The sequence below is a fragment of the Nonomuraea marmarensis genome (assembly GCF_043197025.1).
GTDB classification, from domain to species: domain Bacteria; phylum Actinomycetota; class Actinomycetes; order Streptosporangiales; family Streptosporangiaceae; genus Nonomuraea; species Nonomuraea marmarensis.
On the sequence record NZ_JBICRM010000019.1, the window covers coordinates 13,014 to 27,556 of the forward strand.

Below are 14,543 nucleotides of genomic sequence, written 5' to 3' on the forward strand. Positions count from 1 at the left end.
TAGATCGAAGGATGAACGAAAAAGATGGGCATCCGTAAGTACAAGCCGACGACTCCGGGTCGCCGCGGATCGAGTGTCTCGGACTTCTCCGAGATCACCCGCAGCACGCCCGAGAAGTCGTTGCTTGCGCCCCTTCACAGCAAGGGCGGCCGCAACGTACACGGCCGGGTCACCGCGCGCCACCAAGGCGGCGGTCACAAGCGCGCCTACCGGATCATTGACTTCCGTAGGCATGACAAGGACGGCATTCCGGCGAAGGTCGCTCACATCGAGTACGACCCCAACCGCACCGCCAATATCGCTCTGCTCCACTACGCCGACGGCGAGAAGCGCTACATCATCGCGCCGACGGGCCTCAAGCAGGGCGACCGTATCGAGAACGGCCCCGGGGCCGACATCAAGCCGGGCAACTGCCTGCCGCTGCGCAACATCCCGACCGGTACCTTCATCCACGCGGTGGAGCTCCGTCCGGGCGGCGGCGCCAAGCTCGGCCGTTCCGCGGGCGCCCAGATCCAGCTGCTCGCCAAGGAAGGCACGTACGCCACGCTGCGTATGCCGTCCGGTGAGATGCGCATGGTGGACGTGCGCTGCCGGGCCTCGGTGGGTCAGGTCGGCAACGCCGAGCAGGCCAACATCAACTGGGGCAAGGCCGGCCGCATGCGGTGGAAGGGCAAGCGCCCGACCGTACGCGGTGTCGCCATGAACCCCGTCGACCACCCGCACGGTGGTGGTGAGGGTAAGACCTCCGGTGGTCGCCACCCGGTGAACCCGAAGGGCAAGCCCGAGGGTCGCACCCGCCAGGCCAACAAGTCCAGCGACCGGCTGATCATCCGTCGTCGGAGCAAGAGGAAGAAGCGGTAGGAGCAGCCGAGATGCCACGTAGCCTTAAGAAGGGTCCCTTCGTGGACGACCACCTTCAGAAGAAGGTCGACGTCCAGAACGAGAAGGGCACCAAGACCGTCATCAAGACGTGGTCGCGGCGCTCCATGATCGTGCCCGACATGCTGGGTCACACGATCGCCGTGCACGACGGCCGCAAGCACGTCCCGGTGTTCATCACCGAGTCGATGATCGGCCACAAGCTCGGAGAGTTCGCGCCCACGCGGACATTCCGCAGCCACGTCAAGGACGACCGGCGCAGCCGGCGATAGACGCCTTCAGAAGCAGTTAGAGGAGTAAGCGATGGAAGCCAGGGCTCAGGCGCGGTTCGTCCGCGTCACGCCCCTCAAGGCCCGCCGTGTGGTGGACCTTATTCGCGGGCTGCCCGCTTCGGAGGCGCAGGCCGTGCTGCAGTTCGCTCCCCAGTCGGCGAGCGAGCCGATCTACAAGGTGCTGAGCAGCGCGATGGCGAATGCTGAGCACAACTTCGATCTCGACCCCCAGACGCTCTTCGTGAGCCGGGCGTGGGTCGACGAAGGCCCGACGCTGAAGCGGTTCCGTCCGCGTGCACAGGGTCGCGCCTATCGGATCAACAAGCGGACGAGCCACATCACCGTGATCGTGGAGTCCCGCGAGCCGAAGGGAAGGACCCGATAGTGGGCCAGAAGGTTAACCCGCACGGGTTCCGCCTCGGCATCACGACCGACTTCAAGAGCCGGTGGTACGCCGACAAGCTGTACAAGTCGTACGTCGCCGAGGACGTGTCGATCCGCCGCATGCTGCAGAAGGGCATGGAGCGGGCCGGCATCTCCAAGGTCGAGATCGAGCGCACCACGGACCGCGTACAGGTGGACATCCACACCGCGCGTCCGGGCATCGTGATCGGCCGGCGCGGCGCCGAGGCGGACCGTATCCGTGGCGACCTGGAGAAGCTGACCAAGAAGCAGGTCCAGCTCAACATCCTCGAGGTCAAGAACCCTGAGATCGACGCCCAGCTCGTCGCGCAGGGCGTCGCCGAGCAGCTGTCCAGCCGGGTCTCGTTCCGCCGTGCCATGCGCAAGGCGATGCAGTCGGCCATGAAGTCCGGCGCCAAGGGCATCCGTGTCCAGTGCTCCGGTCGTCTGGGCGGCGCCGAGATGTCGCGGTCGGAGTTCTACCGCGAGGGCCGCGTGCCGCTGCACACGCTCCGCGCGGACATCGACTACGGCTTCTACGAGGCCCGTACCACCTTCGGCCGGATCGGCGTGAAGGTCTGGATCTACAAGGGCGAGGCTCCGACGAGCCGCGCCGAGCGTGAGGCGGCCGCCGCAGGCGCTCGTGCCGGCCAGCGCCGCGACCGCGACGACCGTCGCGGTGGTGGTGGCGGTGGCGGCGGAGACCGTCCCCGTCGCGGTGGCGGTGACCGCCCCCGTCGTGGTGGCGGCCGCGGCGACCGTGCCCCCCGCACCGAGGCGGCCGCACAGACGACCGCCCCCGAGACCGGCCCGGCTGCGCAGCCGGGTGCTGAAGGGAGCTGACCATGCTGATCCCGCGCAGGGTCAAGCACCGTAAGCAGCACCGGCCCGACCGCAGTGGTGCCGCCAAGGGCGGCACCAGGGTCGTGTTCGGCGAGTTCGGCATTCAGGCGATGGAGCACTCCTATGTGACCAACCGCCAGATCGAGTCGGCTCGTATCGCCATGACCCGTCACATCAAGCGTGGCGGCAAGGTCTGGATCAACATCTACCCGGACCGTCCCCTCACCAAGAAGCCCGCCGAGACCCGCATGGGTTCCGGTAAGGGTTCGCCGGAGTGGTGGATCGCCAACGTCAAGCCCGGACGCGTGATGTTCGAGCTGTCGGGTGTCTCTGAAGAGGTCGCGCGTGAGGCGCTCACCAGGGCGATTCACAAGCTGCCGATGAAGTGCAAGATCGTTAAGCGTGAAATGGGTGAGGCGTGATGGCTAAGAGCCTGACCGCCGGCGAGCTGCGGGTGGAGGACCAGGACACCCTGGTCCAGAAGCTCAAGGAGGCGAAGGAGGAGCTGTTCAACCTCCGCTTCCAGGCGGCGACCGGTCAGTTGGAGAGCCACGGGCGGCTGCGTGCCGTCCGCCGCGAGATCGCCCGTATCTACACCGTGATGCGCGAGCGCGAGCTGGGCATCGTCACGGTCGAGAAGGAGACGAGCGATGGCTGAGACCGAGACCACTGAGACGACTACCGAGACGACCACCGAGGCCGGGCGGAACTTCCGCAAGGTCCGTGAGGGCCTCGTCGTCAGCGACAAGATGGACAAGACCGTCGTCGTCGCCGTCGAGGACCGCGTGAAGCACCGCCTGTACGGCAAGGTCATCCGCCGTACGACCAAGTACAAGGCGCACGACGAGGCCAACGCCTGTGGCGTTGGTGACCGCGTGCTGCTGATGGAGACCCGCCCCCTCTCCGCCACCAAGCGGTGGAGGGTCGTGGAGATCCTCGAGAAGGCCAAGTAACTCTCCTTCTCGGATATGCCGCGCCTCGTGGGGGCTCTCAGACCCCCACGACGGCGTCCAAGGACGCGAGGTCCGCTAGGACCTCGCGTCGCCTCCGGCGCGGCCCATGGGGCCGCCTGAACACCACGGGGGGCAAAGCCCCCAGGGTTTCCGGGGGGCTCTTGGGGGCGAAGCCCTCAAGAGACCGTTTGGAGACCATGGGGGGCGAAGCCCCCGGGGTTTTCGGGGGGCTCTTGGGGGCGGAGCCCTCAAGAGACCGTTTGGAGACCATGGGGGGCGAAGCCCCCGGGGTTTTCGGGGGGCTCTTGGGGGCGAAGCCCTCAAGAGACCGTTTGGAGACCATGGGGGGCGAAGCCCCCGGGGTTTTCGGGGGCACTTGGGGGGCGGAGCCCCCCGAGGGTTGTGGCGGAGGACCAAGAAAACAGAGAGTTCCGCCAGGCTCTTCGAGCGAGAAGAGAACCGGCGCGACTAACCAGGAGTGAAAAGTGATCCAGCAGGAGTCGCGGCTCAAGGTCGCCGACAACACGGGCGCGAAGGAGATCCTTTGCATCCGCGTTCTCGGTGGCTCGGGCCGACGCTACGCCGGTATCGGTGACGTCATCGTCGCCACTGTCAAGGACGCGCTGCCCGGCAGCACGGGCGTCAAGAAGGGCGATGTGGTCAAGGCCGTCATCGTCCGCACGGTCAAGGAGCGCCGCCGGCCCGACGGCTCCTACATCCGCTTCGACGAGAACGCCGCCGTCATCATCAAGGACAGCGGTGACCCTCGCGGCACCCGTATCTTCGGCCCGGTCGGCCGGGAACTGCGCGACAAGAAGTTCATGCGCATCATCTCGCTCGCCCCGGAGGTGCTGTGATGCCGAAGTCGTTGCATGTGAAGAAGGGTGACCTGGTCCAGGTCATCGCCGGCAAGGACAAGGGTGCCAAGGGTCACGTGATCGCCACGTTCCCGCGCGAGGACCGCGTGGTGGTCGAGGGCGTCAACATGATCAAGAAGCACACCAAGGAGACCCACCAGGGCCCGCGTGGCGCCAAGACCGGCGGCGTGCAGACCATGGAGGCTTCGATCCACGTGTCGAACGTGAAGAAGCTCAAGGACGACAAGCCCGCCGAGAAGAAGGCCGAGGACAAGAAGGCCGACGAGACGGGTGAGGACAGCTGATGACTGCCACGACCACTGAGACCGAGCGCCCGACGCCGCGCCTGAAGACGAAGTACCGCGAGGAGATCGCGGCCCAGCTTCGCGAGCAGTTCGGCATCGAGAACGTCATGCAGATCCCGGCCCTGACCAAGATCAAGGTCAACATGGGCGTCGGCGAGGCGGCTCGCGACTCCAAGCTCATCGAAGGCGCCGTCCGCGACCTCACCGCGATCACCGGCCAGAAGCCGGCCGTCGTCCGGGCCCGCAAGTCCATCGCCCAGTTCAAGCTGCGCGAGGGCATGCCGATCGGCGCGCACGTCACGCTGCGCGGCGACCGCATGTGGGAGTTCCTCGACCGGCTGCTGGCGCTGGCGCTGCCCCGCATCAGGGACTTCCGCGGCCTGTCGCCCAAGCAGTTCGACGGCAACGGCAACTACACGTTCGGTCTGACCGAGCAGGTCATGTTCCACGAGGTCGACCAGGACAAGGTCGACCGGCCGCGGGGCATGGACATCACGGTCGTGACCACCGCGAAGAACGACGACCAGGGCCGGGCGCTGCTGAAGCTCCTCGGGTTCCCCTTCAAGGAGGCCTGATCATGGCGAAGAAGTCACTGATCGCCAAGGCAGGGCGCAAGCCGAAGTTCGAGGTCCGGGCATACACTCGTTGCACACGCTGTGGTCGGCCGCGCGCCGTCTACCGCAAGTTCGGGCTCTGCCGCGTGTGCTTCCGCGAGATGGCGCACCGGGGCGAGCTGCCCGGCATCACCAAGTCGAGCTGGTAGTTACCCTGGGGGCGGCCCTGCGTCGCCCTCCCAGGTGATCACCAGCCACACATATTCAGTAGAAGGCAGGGCGCACTTTGCGCCCGTGACCGCGCCGAAGGTCCACCGGTAGAGCACGGAGAGGTAGCCGAAGCGGACACTGAGGGATGCGAAGCAGACCTCAGGGTGCAAGCTGAGGCGGACTCGACCATTAGAGCTGCTTCACCGACTGGAAACCGCGGCGAGGAAGGCCACTGGCCATGACGATGACCGACCCGATCGCAGACATGCTCACACGTCTGCGTAACGCGAACTCGGCGTACCACGAGAGTGTGTCGATGCCGTACTCGAAGATCAAGGCGCATATCGCCGAGATCCTCCAGCAGGAGGGCTACATCCAGGCTTGGACCGTCGAGGACGCCAAGGTTGGCAAGAACCTCGTGGTGGAGCTCAAGTTCGGCCCTACCCGTGAGCGGTCGCTCGCGGGCGTGCGCCGGGTTTCCAAGCCCGGTCTGCGCGTTTATGCGAAGAAGGACAACCTGCCTCGAGTCCTGGGGGGGCTGGGCGTCGCGATCATCTCGACGTCCGCCGGTCTCATGACCGACAAGCAGGCCGGCAAGCGTGGTGTGGGCGGGGAAGTCCTCGCCTACGTCTGGTAGAGGGGAGGAACACAGCATGTCGCGAATCGGACGGCTGCCCATCCCTGTGCCAAGTGGCGTAGACATCACGATCACCGGCCAGGATGTCCAGGTCAAGGGACCGAAGGGCACGCTTTCTCACAAGGTCGCGGACCCCATCACGGTGGCCCGCGACGACGACGGCGCCGTCGCCGTCAGCCGCCCCAACGACGAGAACAAGGTCCGTGCGCTGCACGGCCTGTCCAGGACGCTCATCGCCAACATGGTGCAGGGCGTCACCCAGGGTTACTCCAAGACCCTGGAGATCGTCGGCGTCGGTTATCGTGTCCAGGCCAAGGGCTCGACGCAGCTGGAGTTCTCTCTGGGCTTCAGCCACCCGGTCATCGTCAACGCCCCCGAGGGCGTCTCCTTCCGCGTCGAGCGGCCGACCCTGTTCCACGTGGACGGCATCGACAAGCAGAAGGTCGGCGAGGTCGCGGCCAACATCCGCAAGTTGCGCAAGCCCGACCCGTACAAGGGCAAGGGCGTGCGTTACCAGGGCGAACAGATCCGCCGCAAGGTCGGAAAGGCTGGTAAGTAGGCATGGCTCCGAAGACTGCGTTCGGCAAGCACACGGCTGCCCGCACCGTCTCGCGGGCCCGCCGTCACCGCCGCGTCCGCAAGAACGTCGTCGGTACGGCCGCGCGTCCGCGCCTGGTCGTCAACCGTTCGACTCGTCACCTGTTCGTGCAGATCGTGGACGACTCCGTCGGCCACACGCTGGTGAGCGCGTCCACCATGGACCCCGCGCTGCGTACGGTCGAGGCGGACAAGACCGAGAAGGCGAAGAAGGTCGGCGAGCTCCTCGCTCAGCGGGCCAAGGAAGCCGGGATCACGGCGGTCGTGTTCGACCGTGGCGGCAACCGGTATGCAGGTCGAATCGCGGCGCTGGCCGACAGCGCTCGCGAGGGCGGGCTCGAGTTCTGATGAGGGCCCGGGGATCGCAACTAATGGCAACTGAGATGAGGAACCACTGATGGCTGCAGCTCCGCGTCGCGGTGGCGGCACCGGTGGCGAGCGGCGGGACCGTCGTGACGATCGCCGCGGCGGCGCCGCCGACAAGGGCGTCTCGTACATCGAGCGCGTAGTGAAGATCAACCGAGTGGCCAAGGTCGTGAAGGGTGGTCGTCGCTTCAGCTTCACCGCCCTCGTCATCGTCGGTGACGGCAACGGCCTGGTCGGCGTCGGCTACGGCAAGGCCAAGGAAGTGCCCGCGGCCATCGCCAAGGGCGTCGAAGAGGCGAAGAAGCACTTCTTCAAGGTGCCCAGGATCCAGGGCACCATCCCGCACACGGTGCAGGGCGAGGAGGCGGCCGGCGTCGTCTTCCTGCGTCCGGCCTCGGCCGGTACCGGCGTCATCGCCGGTGGCCCGGTGCGTGCGGTGCTGGAGTGCGCCGGCATCCACGACGTGCTGTCCAAGTCGCTCGGCTCGGACAATCCGATCAACATCGTGCATGCCACCGTGGCGGCTCTGAAGGGCCTCTCGCGGCCCGAGGAGATCGCCGCCCGCCGTGGCCTGCCGATCGAGGATGTCGCCCCAGCCCGGATGCTGAAGGCTCAGCGCGAGGGTATCGCGGAGGCCGCGGCGGCCAAGGCGGTGAGCTAGTCATGGCACGTCTGAAGATCACTCAGACTCGCTCGAAGATCGGTGGCAAGCAGAACCAGCGTGACTCGCTGCGTTCGCTTGGCCTGAAGCGAATCGGCGATGTCGTCGTCAAGGAGGACCGGCCCGAGATTCGCGGGATGGTCGCCGTGGTGACGCACCTCGTCGAGGTGGAAGAGGTCGACTAGTCATGACTGACAAGGCTCCGCTCAAGATCCACGACTTGCGTCCGGCCCCCGGCGCCAACAAGGCCAAGATCCGTAAGGGTCGCGGCGAGGCGTCGAAGGGCAAGACGGCCGGTCGCGGCACCAAGGGCAGCCACGCCCGTACGACGGTCCCCCTCGGCTTCGAGGGTGGCCAGGTGCCGCTGCAGAGGCGTCTGCCGAAGCTCAAGGGCTTCTCCAACGCGCTGTTCAAGACGACCTACCAGGTCGTCAACCTCGACCGGCTCGGCGAGCTGTTCCCCGAGGGTGGCGAGGTCACCGTCGCGGCGCTGGTCGCCAGGGGCGCCGTTCGCAAGAACCAGCTCGTCAAGGTCCTCGGCACCGGTGAGATCTCGGTCGCGGTGAACGTCCAGGCTCACGCCTTCTCGTCCGCCGCGAAGGAGAAGATCGCCGCCGCCGGTGGTTCCGTTACCGAGCTGTAAGAGCAATTACGAGGCGTGGGGGCTTTGACAAATGCCCCCACGCCCGTAGTGCGTTAGAGTTCGCGAGACGGCAGGATTCTGTCCGGCTCGTTTGACCTGAGACTTCAGATGGCAGATCCCCGCACCATCGCATACTCATACCGCCGTAAAGGCGCGCAGGAGGGACCGTGCTGACCGCGTTTACCCGGGCGTTCCGGACACCGGACCTGCGCAAGAAGTTGCTCTTCACCCTGGGCATCATCGCGCTGTTCCGACTCGGCTCGGTTCTTCCGACTCCGGGTGTTCACGTCCAGAATCTCGCGGCCTGTTTCGATCAGGCCCGTAGTGGAGCCGCCGGCAACATCTATGGGATGGTGCAGCTTTTCAGCGGTGGCGCGCTCCTGAAGTTGTCAGTGTTCGCGCTGGGCATCATGCCGTACATCACCGCGAGCATCATCCTCCAGCTGCTCGTCGTGGTGATCCCACGCCTCGAGGCGCTCAAGAAGGAAGGCCAGGCCGGTCAGACCAAGATCACGCAGTATACGCGTTATCTGACCATCGGGCTCGCCATCCTGCAGTCGACCGCCTTCATCGCGCTGGCCCGCACCGGCCAGCTCTTCCCGAACTGTCAGCAGGATGTCCTGCTCGACCCCGACAACATCTTCGGCATCGTCACGATGGTCGTCATCATGACGGCCGGCACGTCGGTGATCATGTGGCTCGGTGAGCTCATCACCGACCGCGGCGTCGGCAACGGCATGTCCATCCTCATCTTCACGCAGGTCGTCGCGGTCTTCCCGTCCGAGCTGACCAACATCTTCCAGGCGAACAAGTTCACCTTCGCGGTGGTCATGATCGTCGGCATCTTCATGATCGCCGCGGTGGTCTTCGTCGAGCAGGCGCAGCGGCGCATCCCGGTCCAGTACGCCAAGCGCATGGTGGGCCGCAGGATGTACGGCGGCACGTCCACGTACATTCCGCTCAAGGTCAACCAGGCCGGCATCATCCCGGTCATCTTCGCCTCGTCCCTGCTCTACCTGCCGCAGCTGATCACCTCGCTGTTCCAGGCCACGGACAACGCGGCCATCCGCTGGATCTCACAGAACCTGGCCACGGGCGACACGCCCATCTACATGACCACGTTCTTCCTGCTGATCATCTTCTTCACGTACTTCTACGTGTCCATCACGTTCAACCCCACTGAAGTCGCCGACAACATGAAGAAGTACGGTGGTTTCATTCCGGGCATCCGTCCCGGCCGTCCGACGGCTGAATACCTGAACTTCGTGCTCAACCGCCTGACCGCGCCGGGCTCGCTCTATCTGGGTCTGATCTCCATGGTCCCGATCGTCGCGCTGGCGGTGTCTGGTGCGAGCCAGAACTTCCCGTTCGGAGGGACGAGCATTCTGATCATGGTAGGCGTCGGCCTGGACACGGTGAAGCAGATCGAGAGCCAGCTGCAGCAGCGTAACTACGAAGGTTTCCTGCGGTAGTGCGTCTCGTTCTGGTCGGGCCCCCCGGAGCGGGTAAGGGGACGCAGGCCCAGTACATCGCATCCAACCTGTCCATCCCGAAGATCTCGACAGGTGACATCTTCCGTGCCAACGTTTCGGGCGGCACGGACCTTGGCAGGCTGGCCAAGACGTACATGGACCGTGGCGACCTGGTGCCCGACGAGGTGACCATCGCCATGGTCCGTGACCGTCTGTCGGAGGACGACGCGCAGGACGGTTTCCTGCTCGACGGCTTCCCCAGGAACGTCGCGCAGGCCGAGATCCTGCGCGACATGCTCAAGGACTGGGGCCAGGCGCTCGACCTCGTGCTGGAGCTCGTCGTCGACGACGACGAGGTCGTCAGGCGGCTGGCCGGCCGGCGCACCTGCAGCCAGTGCGGCCGCATCTGGCATGTCGAGTTCGATGACAAGAAGGATGACAAGTGCGACGCCTGCGGGGGGCCGCTGTTCCAGCGTGACGACGACAAGGAGCAGACGGTCAGGCATCGCCTGGAGGTCTACCAGGAGCAGACGGCGCCGCTGGTCTCCTACTACGCCGACGAGGGCATTCTCGTGGGGGTCGACGCGACGGGCCCGGTCGAAGAGGTCACCCAGCGGGCGATGGAGGCGATCCGCCCGTTCATGGGTTAGTCCGAGTACGACCGATTTGCGGAGGTGGCGCGGGTTTCCGTGCCACCTCGCGGCTATTGTGGGGGAATTGGGCTCCCAGGTGGCCCGTTTGCGACCCAGGGGGGCAAATGATGTTCAAACGTAACAGGCACGGGATCCAGATCAAGTCGCCCGAGCAGCTCGAGAAGATGCGGGCCGCGGGTCTGGTGGTCGGGCGCACGCTTGACCTGCTGAAGCGCTCGGTCGAGCCCGGCATGACGCCGCTCGACCTCGACGGCATCGCCGAGAAGGCGATCAGGGACGAGGGCGCGATCCCGTCGTTCAAGGGCTACCAGGGCTTCCCCGCGACGATCTGCGCGTCGGTCAACGACGAGGTGGTGCACGGCATCCCGACCAATGCGCGCAAGCTGCGCGAGGGCGACATCATTTCGATCGACTGCGGCGCGATCCTGGAGGGCTGGCATGGCGACTCGGCCGTCACGGTCCCGATCGGCGAGGTGGACCCCAAGCTGACGGAGCTGATGCGGATCACGGAGGAGGCCATGTGGCGCGGCATCGCCGCGCTGGCCGTCGGCCGCCACCTGTCGAACATCGGCCACGAGGTGGAGCGGTACGTCAGGTCGCAGGGCCGCTTCGGCATCCCTCCCGAGTACGGCGGCCACGGCATCGGCACCGAGATGCACATGGACCCGTGGATCGCCAACCACGGCAAGTCCGGCAGGGGCCCGGTGCTGGAGGAGGGCATGTGCCTGGCCATCGAGCCCATGGTCAACCTGGGCACGGAGCGCACCCGCGTGCTGGCCGACGACTGGACCGTGGTGACGATCGACGGCAAGCAGTCCGCACACTTCGAGCACAGCGTCGCCGTGACACATAATGGTCCTTGGGTGCTGACCGCCCTAGATGGGGGCAAAGAGCGCCTGGCCCAACTGCAGAACTAGCCAGGAGTGGGTGGGATGGCGAACAGCCCCGAAATGCGAGCCTCCGACGTCGACCGCGATCGAGTCGCCGCCATCCTCCGCGAACACACCGCGCAGGGCCGCATCACCATGGACGAGTTCAACGAGCGGCTCGAATCGCTCTACAAGAGCAAGACCTACGGCGAGTTGGCCAAGCTGACGGCCGACCTGCCCGACGTGGACCTGCGCCACCTTCCAGCCAAGGCGAAGCCGACCCCCGCACCGCAGGGCGGCCTGCACCCGGGCATGCGAGCGGCCTGGGGTGCCTGGGCCATGGCCAGCGGCATCAACTGGGGGATCTGGCTGATCGTGAGCATTACGTCGGACCACCTGGTCTACCCCTGGCCGCTGTGGGTCATGGGCCCGTGGGGCGTGATCCTGCTGATGAGCACCGTCTTCGGCGGTGGCCAGCCCAAGCGCCGGTAGGCGTTTGTGCACTAGTGCACTGTGTGCATTCGTGCGCAGTACGGATACGTCCGGATTCCTAACGTGAGCTGTGTCGGGAACACAACTCACAAAGGACACCCAAATGCGCAAGGTCCTCGCAGCCGCCGCCCTCGCCGGCTCGCTTGCCGTCACCGGCCTCGCGGTCGCCGCCCCCGCCGCCCAGGCGTCTACCGCGACTGCCACCGCGACGCAGGCCACCCGCTTCAACGACTGGGGCAAGTACTACTCCAGCAACCACAAGGCCTACACCTACGGCAAGACGTGGAAGCAGAACGGCAAGGTCTACACGAAGTGGTACGGCAAGGAGTTCTCGCCGAAGCACGGCTACGTGTGGTTCAAGTACTACTCGAACGGCAGCTGGCACCAGTTCTACCGCGAGTGGAACGGGTCGTACAACGAGACCTGGGCCAAGGGCGGCATCAAGTACCTGGACACGTGGACCTGCTGGGGCGGCAAGTTCAAGTACTGCGGCCCGAAGCACCGCATCTACCCCTTCTAGGACCCATCCCTGGGCCCGCCGGGACTCCCCGGCGGGCCTTCCGCTGTTGGCCCTGGGCGCGGGAATCGTGGGGTAGACTCTTACATGGTTGTGTCAGGACACCTGGCACGCGTTTCGCGTTCTAGGCTCAGGTGTCGTACACTCCTTAGTCGGCTCACTATGACTATCATGCGTCGGCGATCGTTGCGGTCGCCGCTCTCTTCGAAGCGTGAGGTCGCGGCTGCTTAGTGAACCGGAGCCTCAGACGATCGATCAGTGAAACGCGAGGAATTTTGGCCAAGAAAGACGGCGCCATCGAGATCGAGGGCACTGTGGTCGAGTCGCTCCCGAACGCCATGTTCCGGGTGCAGCTCGACAACGGCCATAAGGTCCTGGCCCACATCAGCGGACGGATGCGGATGCACTACATCCGGATCCTGCCTGACGACCGGGTAGTCGTTGAACTGAGCCCCTACGACCTGAGTCGTGGGCGGATCGTCTACCGATACAAGTAAGACGTCTGAGGAACACGAAGGACAATGAAGGTAAAGCCGAGCGTCAAGAAGATCTGCGACAAGTGCAAGGTGATCCGCCGGCACGGTCGCGTCATGGTGATCTGCGACAACCTGCGCCACAAGCAGCGTCAGGGTTAGGTCGCCGCAAGGCTTCTCCGAGTCCGCCCCACCAGGGAGCGGGCTCGACGCATGAGAAGCCTGAGCCAGTAATCGCGTTTCACACCTGAGCAGGCGGTCCTTTTCCGAAAGGCCCGAACCACTCGGGAGACCCCCGGTCGGAGGCCGGGGCCCTCACCCCGGGCATTGGGGAGGGGCAGTGAGGCGCAAGACCTCCGCCACAAAGAAGGAGAATGCCCGACCATGGCTCGCCTGGTTGGCGTCGACCTCCCCCGCGAAAAGCGGCTGGAGATCGCTCTCACCTACATTTTCGGAATCGGCCGCACCCGCGCCCACGAGGTCCTCGAGGCCACCGGTGTCAGCGGCGACATGCGCGTGCACCAGCTCACCGACACCGAGCTCGTCCCGATGCGTGACTACATCGAGGCGAACTACAAGATCGAGGGTGACCTGCGCCGCGAGGTTCAGGCCGACATCCGCCGCAAGATCGAGATCGGTTGCTACCAGGGCATCCGGCACCGCAAGGGCCTGCCCGTGCACGGTCAGCGCACGCAGACCAACGCGCGCACCCGCAAGGGCAAGAAGAAGACCGTCGCCGGCAAGAAGAAGCCCGGTAAGAAGTAGTCCACGCAGCCGCGGGACCGAAGACCTCAGGAGTGAAGGCAAGCAATGCCTCCTAAGAGCCGCCAGGGTGCGCCCAAGAAGGTGCGCCGCAAGGAAAAGAAGAACGTCGCTCACGGGCACGCCCACATCAAGAGCACGTTCAACAACACGATCGTCTCGATCACCGACCCCAACGGGAACGTGATCTCCTGGGCCAGCGCCGGCCACGTGGGTTTCAAGGGCTCCCGGAAGTCCACCCCGTTCGCCGCTCAGATGGCCGCGGAAAACGCCGCTCGCCGCGCCATGGAGCACGGCATGCGCAAGGTCGACGTCTTCGTCAAGGGCCCCGGCTCCGGCCGTGAGACCGCGATCCGCTCGCTCCAGGCCACCGGCCTCGAAGTGGGCTCGATCCAGGACGTCACCCCGGTTCCGCACAACGGTTGCCGGCCTCCGAAGCGCCGCCGCGTCTGAATCCAGGAGATATTGAGAAATGGCTCGTTACACGGGCGCGGACTGCAAGCTCTGCCGTCGCGAGAAGACCAAGCTCTTCCTCAAGGGCAGCAAGTGTGAGTCCGCCAAGTGCCCCATCGAGATCCGTCCTTACCCGCCGGGTGAGCACGGCCGCGGACGTCCCAAGGAGTCCGAGTACCAGCTTCAGCTTCGCGAGAAGCAGAAGACCCGCCGCATCTACGGCGTCCTCGAGAAGCAGTTCCACAACTACTACGAGGAAGCCGCGGGCAAGACCGGCAAGTCGGGCGAGGTGCTGCTCCAGATCCTGGAGAGCCGGCTCGACAACGTGGTCTACCGCGCCGGGTTCGCGCAGTCGCGTGACGCCGCCCGCCAGCAGGTCCGTCACGGGCACCTCCTGGTGAACGGCAAGAAGGTCGACATCCCGTCCTACCGCGTTCGCGAGCACGACATCATCGAGGTCCGCGAGACCAAGCGCAACCTGCTGCCGTACGAGGTGGCTCGCGCCACCGCCGGCGAGCGCACCGTTCCCGCGTGGCTCGGCGTCGTGCCGGACAAGCTCCGCGTCCTGGTTCACCAGCTGCCGGTTCGCCAGCAGATCGACACCCAGGTCCAGGAGCAGCTCATCGTCGAGTACTACTCGAAGTAGTCACTCGCTGTCCTCACGGGAAATCTG

General features: G+C 65.6%; 27 protein-coding genes. All 27 read left to right on the forward strand.

Features of this window, described 5'->3' with window-relative positions; translation table 11 throughout:
• Positions 1–24: 24 nt before the first annotated feature.
• The 27 genes from rplB to rpsD all read left to right on the forward strand — a co-directional run bounded on the left by rplB (position 25) and on the right by rpsD (position 14,516).
• Positions 25–861, forward strand: a complete 837-nt coding sequence (gene rplB, locus ACFLIM_RS28140) for a 50S ribosomal protein L2 (protein WP_345558145.1) — start codon at positions 25–27, stop codon at positions 859–861.
• Between the two features lie 11 nt (positions 862–872).
• Positions 873–1,151, forward strand: a complete 279-nt coding sequence (rpsS, locus tag ACFLIM_RS28145) for a 30S ribosomal protein S19 (RefSeq protein WP_195901242.1) — start codon at positions 873–875, stop codon at positions 1,149–1,151.
• 31 nt (positions 1,152–1,182) lie between these two features.
• The gene (gene rplV, locus ACFLIM_RS28150; protein WP_219539598.1) at positions 1,183–1,536 is read left to right on the forward strand and encodes a 50S ribosomal protein L22; all 354 of its coding nucleotides are present in this window, start codon (positions 1,183–1,185) and stop codon (positions 1,534–1,536) included.
• Positions 1,536–2,396 (forward strand): 30S ribosomal protein S3, encoded by an 861-nt coding sequence (gene rpsC, locus ACFLIM_RS28155; RefSeq protein WP_393170480.1) that lies wholly within the window; start codon positions 1,536–1,538, stop codon positions 2,394–2,396. Before rplV ends, rpsC begins: the two co-directional genes overlap by 1 nt.
• A 2-nt stretch (positions 2,397–2,398) precedes the next feature.
• Positions 2,399–2,818 carry a 50S ribosomal protein L16 gene (rplP, locus tag ACFLIM_RS28160; protein ID WP_393170481.1) on the forward strand — a complete coding sequence of 140 codons (420 nt, stop codon included), beginning with the start codon at positions 2,399–2,401 and terminating at the stop codon, positions 2,816–2,818.
• Positions 2,818–3,054, forward strand: a complete 237-nt coding sequence (gene rpmC, locus ACFLIM_RS28165; protein ID WP_336212882.1) for a 50S ribosomal protein L29 — start codon at positions 2,818–2,820, stop codon at positions 3,052–3,054. The genes rplP and rpmC overlap by 1 nt, the downstream gene beginning before the upstream one ends.
• Positions 3,047–3,349 carry a 30S ribosomal protein S17 gene (gene rpsQ / locus ACFLIM_RS28170; RefSeq protein ID WP_393170484.1) on the forward strand — a complete coding sequence of 101 codons (303 nt, stop codon included), beginning with the start codon at positions 3,047–3,049 and terminating at the stop codon, positions 3,347–3,349. The genes rpmC and rpsQ overlap by 8 nt, the downstream gene beginning before the upstream one ends.
• 485 nt (positions 3,350–3,834) lie before the next feature.
• Entirely contained in the window at positions 3,835–4,206 is a 372-nt protein-coding gene (gene rplN, locus ACFLIM_RS28175) for a 50S ribosomal protein L14 (protein WP_026214151.1), read from the forward strand.
• A complete protein-coding gene (gene rplX / locus ACFLIM_RS28180; RefSeq protein WP_449291483.1) occupies positions 4,206–4,511 on the forward strand; it encodes a 50S ribosomal protein L24 in 306 nt (101 codons plus the stop codon). The genes rplN and rplX overlap by 1 nt, the downstream gene beginning before the upstream one ends.
• Positions 4,511–5,086 carry a 50S ribosomal protein L5 gene (rplE, locus tag ACFLIM_RS28185; protein WP_393170486.1) on the forward strand — a complete coding sequence of 192 codons (576 nt, stop codon included), beginning with the start codon at positions 4,511–4,513 and terminating at the stop codon, positions 5,084–5,086. Before rplX ends, rplE begins: the two co-directional genes overlap by 1 nt.
• Before the next feature lie 2 nt (positions 5,087–5,088).
• Positions 5,089–5,274 (forward strand): type Z 30S ribosomal protein S14, encoded by a 186-nt coding sequence (locus tag ACFLIM_RS28190; protein ID WP_393170488.1) that lies wholly within the window; start codon positions 5,089–5,091, stop codon positions 5,272–5,274.
• Between the two features lie 239 nt (positions 5,275–5,513).
• Positions 5,514–5,912 (forward strand): 30S ribosomal protein S8, encoded by a 399-nt coding sequence (gene rpsH, locus ACFLIM_RS28195; protein WP_393170490.1) that lies wholly within the window; start codon positions 5,514–5,516, stop codon positions 5,910–5,912.
• A gap of 16 nt (positions 5,913–5,928) precedes the next feature.
• A complete protein-coding gene (rplF, locus tag ACFLIM_RS28200) occupies positions 5,929–6,471 on the forward strand; it encodes a 50S ribosomal protein L6 (protein WP_393170492.1) in 543 nt (180 codons plus the stop codon).
• A 2-nt stretch (positions 6,472–6,473) separates the two neighbouring features.
• On the forward strand, positions 6,474–6,857 hold the full coding sequence (gene rplR, locus ACFLIM_RS28205; RefSeq protein ID WP_393170494.1) for a 50S ribosomal protein L18: 384 nt from the start codon (positions 6,474–6,476) through the stop codon (positions 6,855–6,857).
• Between the two features lie 49 nt (positions 6,858–6,906).
• Positions 6,907–7,536: a 30S ribosomal protein S5 gene (rpsE, locus tag ACFLIM_RS28210; protein WP_357705907.1), complete on the forward strand. Its 630-nt coding sequence runs from the start codon at positions 6,907–6,909 to the stop codon at positions 7,534–7,536.
• A 2-nt stretch (positions 7,537–7,538) separates the two neighbouring features.
• Positions 7,539–7,721: a 50S ribosomal protein L30 gene (gene rpmD, locus ACFLIM_RS28215; protein WP_030451484.1), complete on the forward strand. Its 183-nt coding sequence runs from the start codon at positions 7,539–7,541 to the stop codon at positions 7,719–7,721.
• A gap of 2 nt (positions 7,722–7,723) precedes the next feature.
• Positions 7,724–8,179, forward strand: coding sequence for a 50S ribosomal protein L15 (gene rplO, locus ACFLIM_RS28220; RefSeq protein ID WP_393170496.1), 456 nt, complete (start codon positions 7,724–7,726; stop codon positions 8,177–8,179).
• Between the two features lie 167 nt (positions 8,180–8,346).
• Positions 8,347–9,651 carry a preprotein translocase subunit SecY gene (gene secY, locus ACFLIM_RS28225; protein ID WP_393170497.1) on the forward strand — a complete coding sequence of 435 codons (1,305 nt, stop codon included), beginning with the start codon at positions 8,347–8,349 and terminating at the stop codon, positions 9,649–9,651.
• Positions 9,651–10,301 carry an adenylate kinase gene (locus ACFLIM_RS28230; RefSeq protein WP_393170499.1) on the forward strand — a complete coding sequence of 217 codons (651 nt, stop codon included), beginning with the start codon at positions 9,651–9,653 and terminating at the stop codon, positions 10,299–10,301. Before secY ends, ACFLIM_RS28230 begins: the two co-directional genes overlap by 1 nt.
• Before the next feature lie 110 nt (positions 10,302–10,411).
• Positions 10,412–11,221 (forward strand): type I methionyl aminopeptidase, encoded by an 810-nt coding sequence (gene map, locus ACFLIM_RS28235; protein ID WP_393170785.1) that lies wholly within the window; start codon positions 10,412–10,414, stop codon positions 11,219–11,221.
• A 15-nt stretch (positions 11,222–11,236) separates the two neighbouring features.
• Positions 11,237–11,665 (forward strand): DUF1707 SHOCT-like domain-containing protein, encoded by a 429-nt coding sequence (locus tag ACFLIM_RS28240; RefSeq protein WP_393170500.1) that lies wholly within the window; start codon positions 11,237–11,239, stop codon positions 11,663–11,665.
• A 103-nt stretch (positions 11,666–11,768) separates the two neighbouring features.
• Positions 11,769–12,185 (forward strand): hypothetical protein, encoded by a 417-nt coding sequence (locus ACFLIM_RS28245; protein ID WP_393170502.1) that lies wholly within the window; start codon positions 11,769–11,771, stop codon positions 12,183–12,185.
• 272 nt (positions 12,186–12,457) lie between these two features.
• Positions 12,458–12,679 carry a translation initiation factor IF-1 gene (infA, locus tag ACFLIM_RS28250; protein ID WP_012887858.1) on the forward strand — a complete coding sequence of 74 codons (222 nt, stop codon included), beginning with the start codon at positions 12,458–12,460 and terminating at the stop codon, positions 12,677–12,679.
• Positions 12,680–12,703: 24 nt separating this feature from the next.
• Positions 12,704–12,817: a 50S ribosomal protein L36 gene (gene rpmJ / locus ACFLIM_RS28255; protein ID WP_003956441.1), complete on the forward strand. Its 114-nt coding sequence runs from the start codon at positions 12,704–12,706 to the stop codon at positions 12,815–12,817.
• A 222-nt stretch (positions 12,818–13,039) separates the two neighbouring features.
• Positions 13,040–13,420, forward strand: a complete 381-nt coding sequence (gene rpsM / locus ACFLIM_RS28260) for a 30S ribosomal protein S13 (protein WP_393170505.1) — start codon at positions 13,040–13,042, stop codon at positions 13,418–13,420.
• 45 nt (positions 13,421–13,465) lie between these two features.
• On the forward strand, positions 13,466–13,870 hold the full coding sequence (gene rpsK, locus ACFLIM_RS28265; RefSeq protein ID WP_020542285.1) for a 30S ribosomal protein S11: 405 nt from the start codon (positions 13,466–13,468) through the stop codon (positions 13,868–13,870).
• Between the two features lie 19 nt (positions 13,871–13,889).
• On the forward strand, positions 13,890–14,516 hold the full coding sequence (rpsD, locus tag ACFLIM_RS28270; protein WP_393170507.1) for a 30S ribosomal protein S4: 627 nt from the start codon (positions 13,890–13,892) through the stop codon (positions 14,514–14,516).
• The last annotated feature ends 27 nt before the right edge of the window (positions 14,517–14,543 follow it).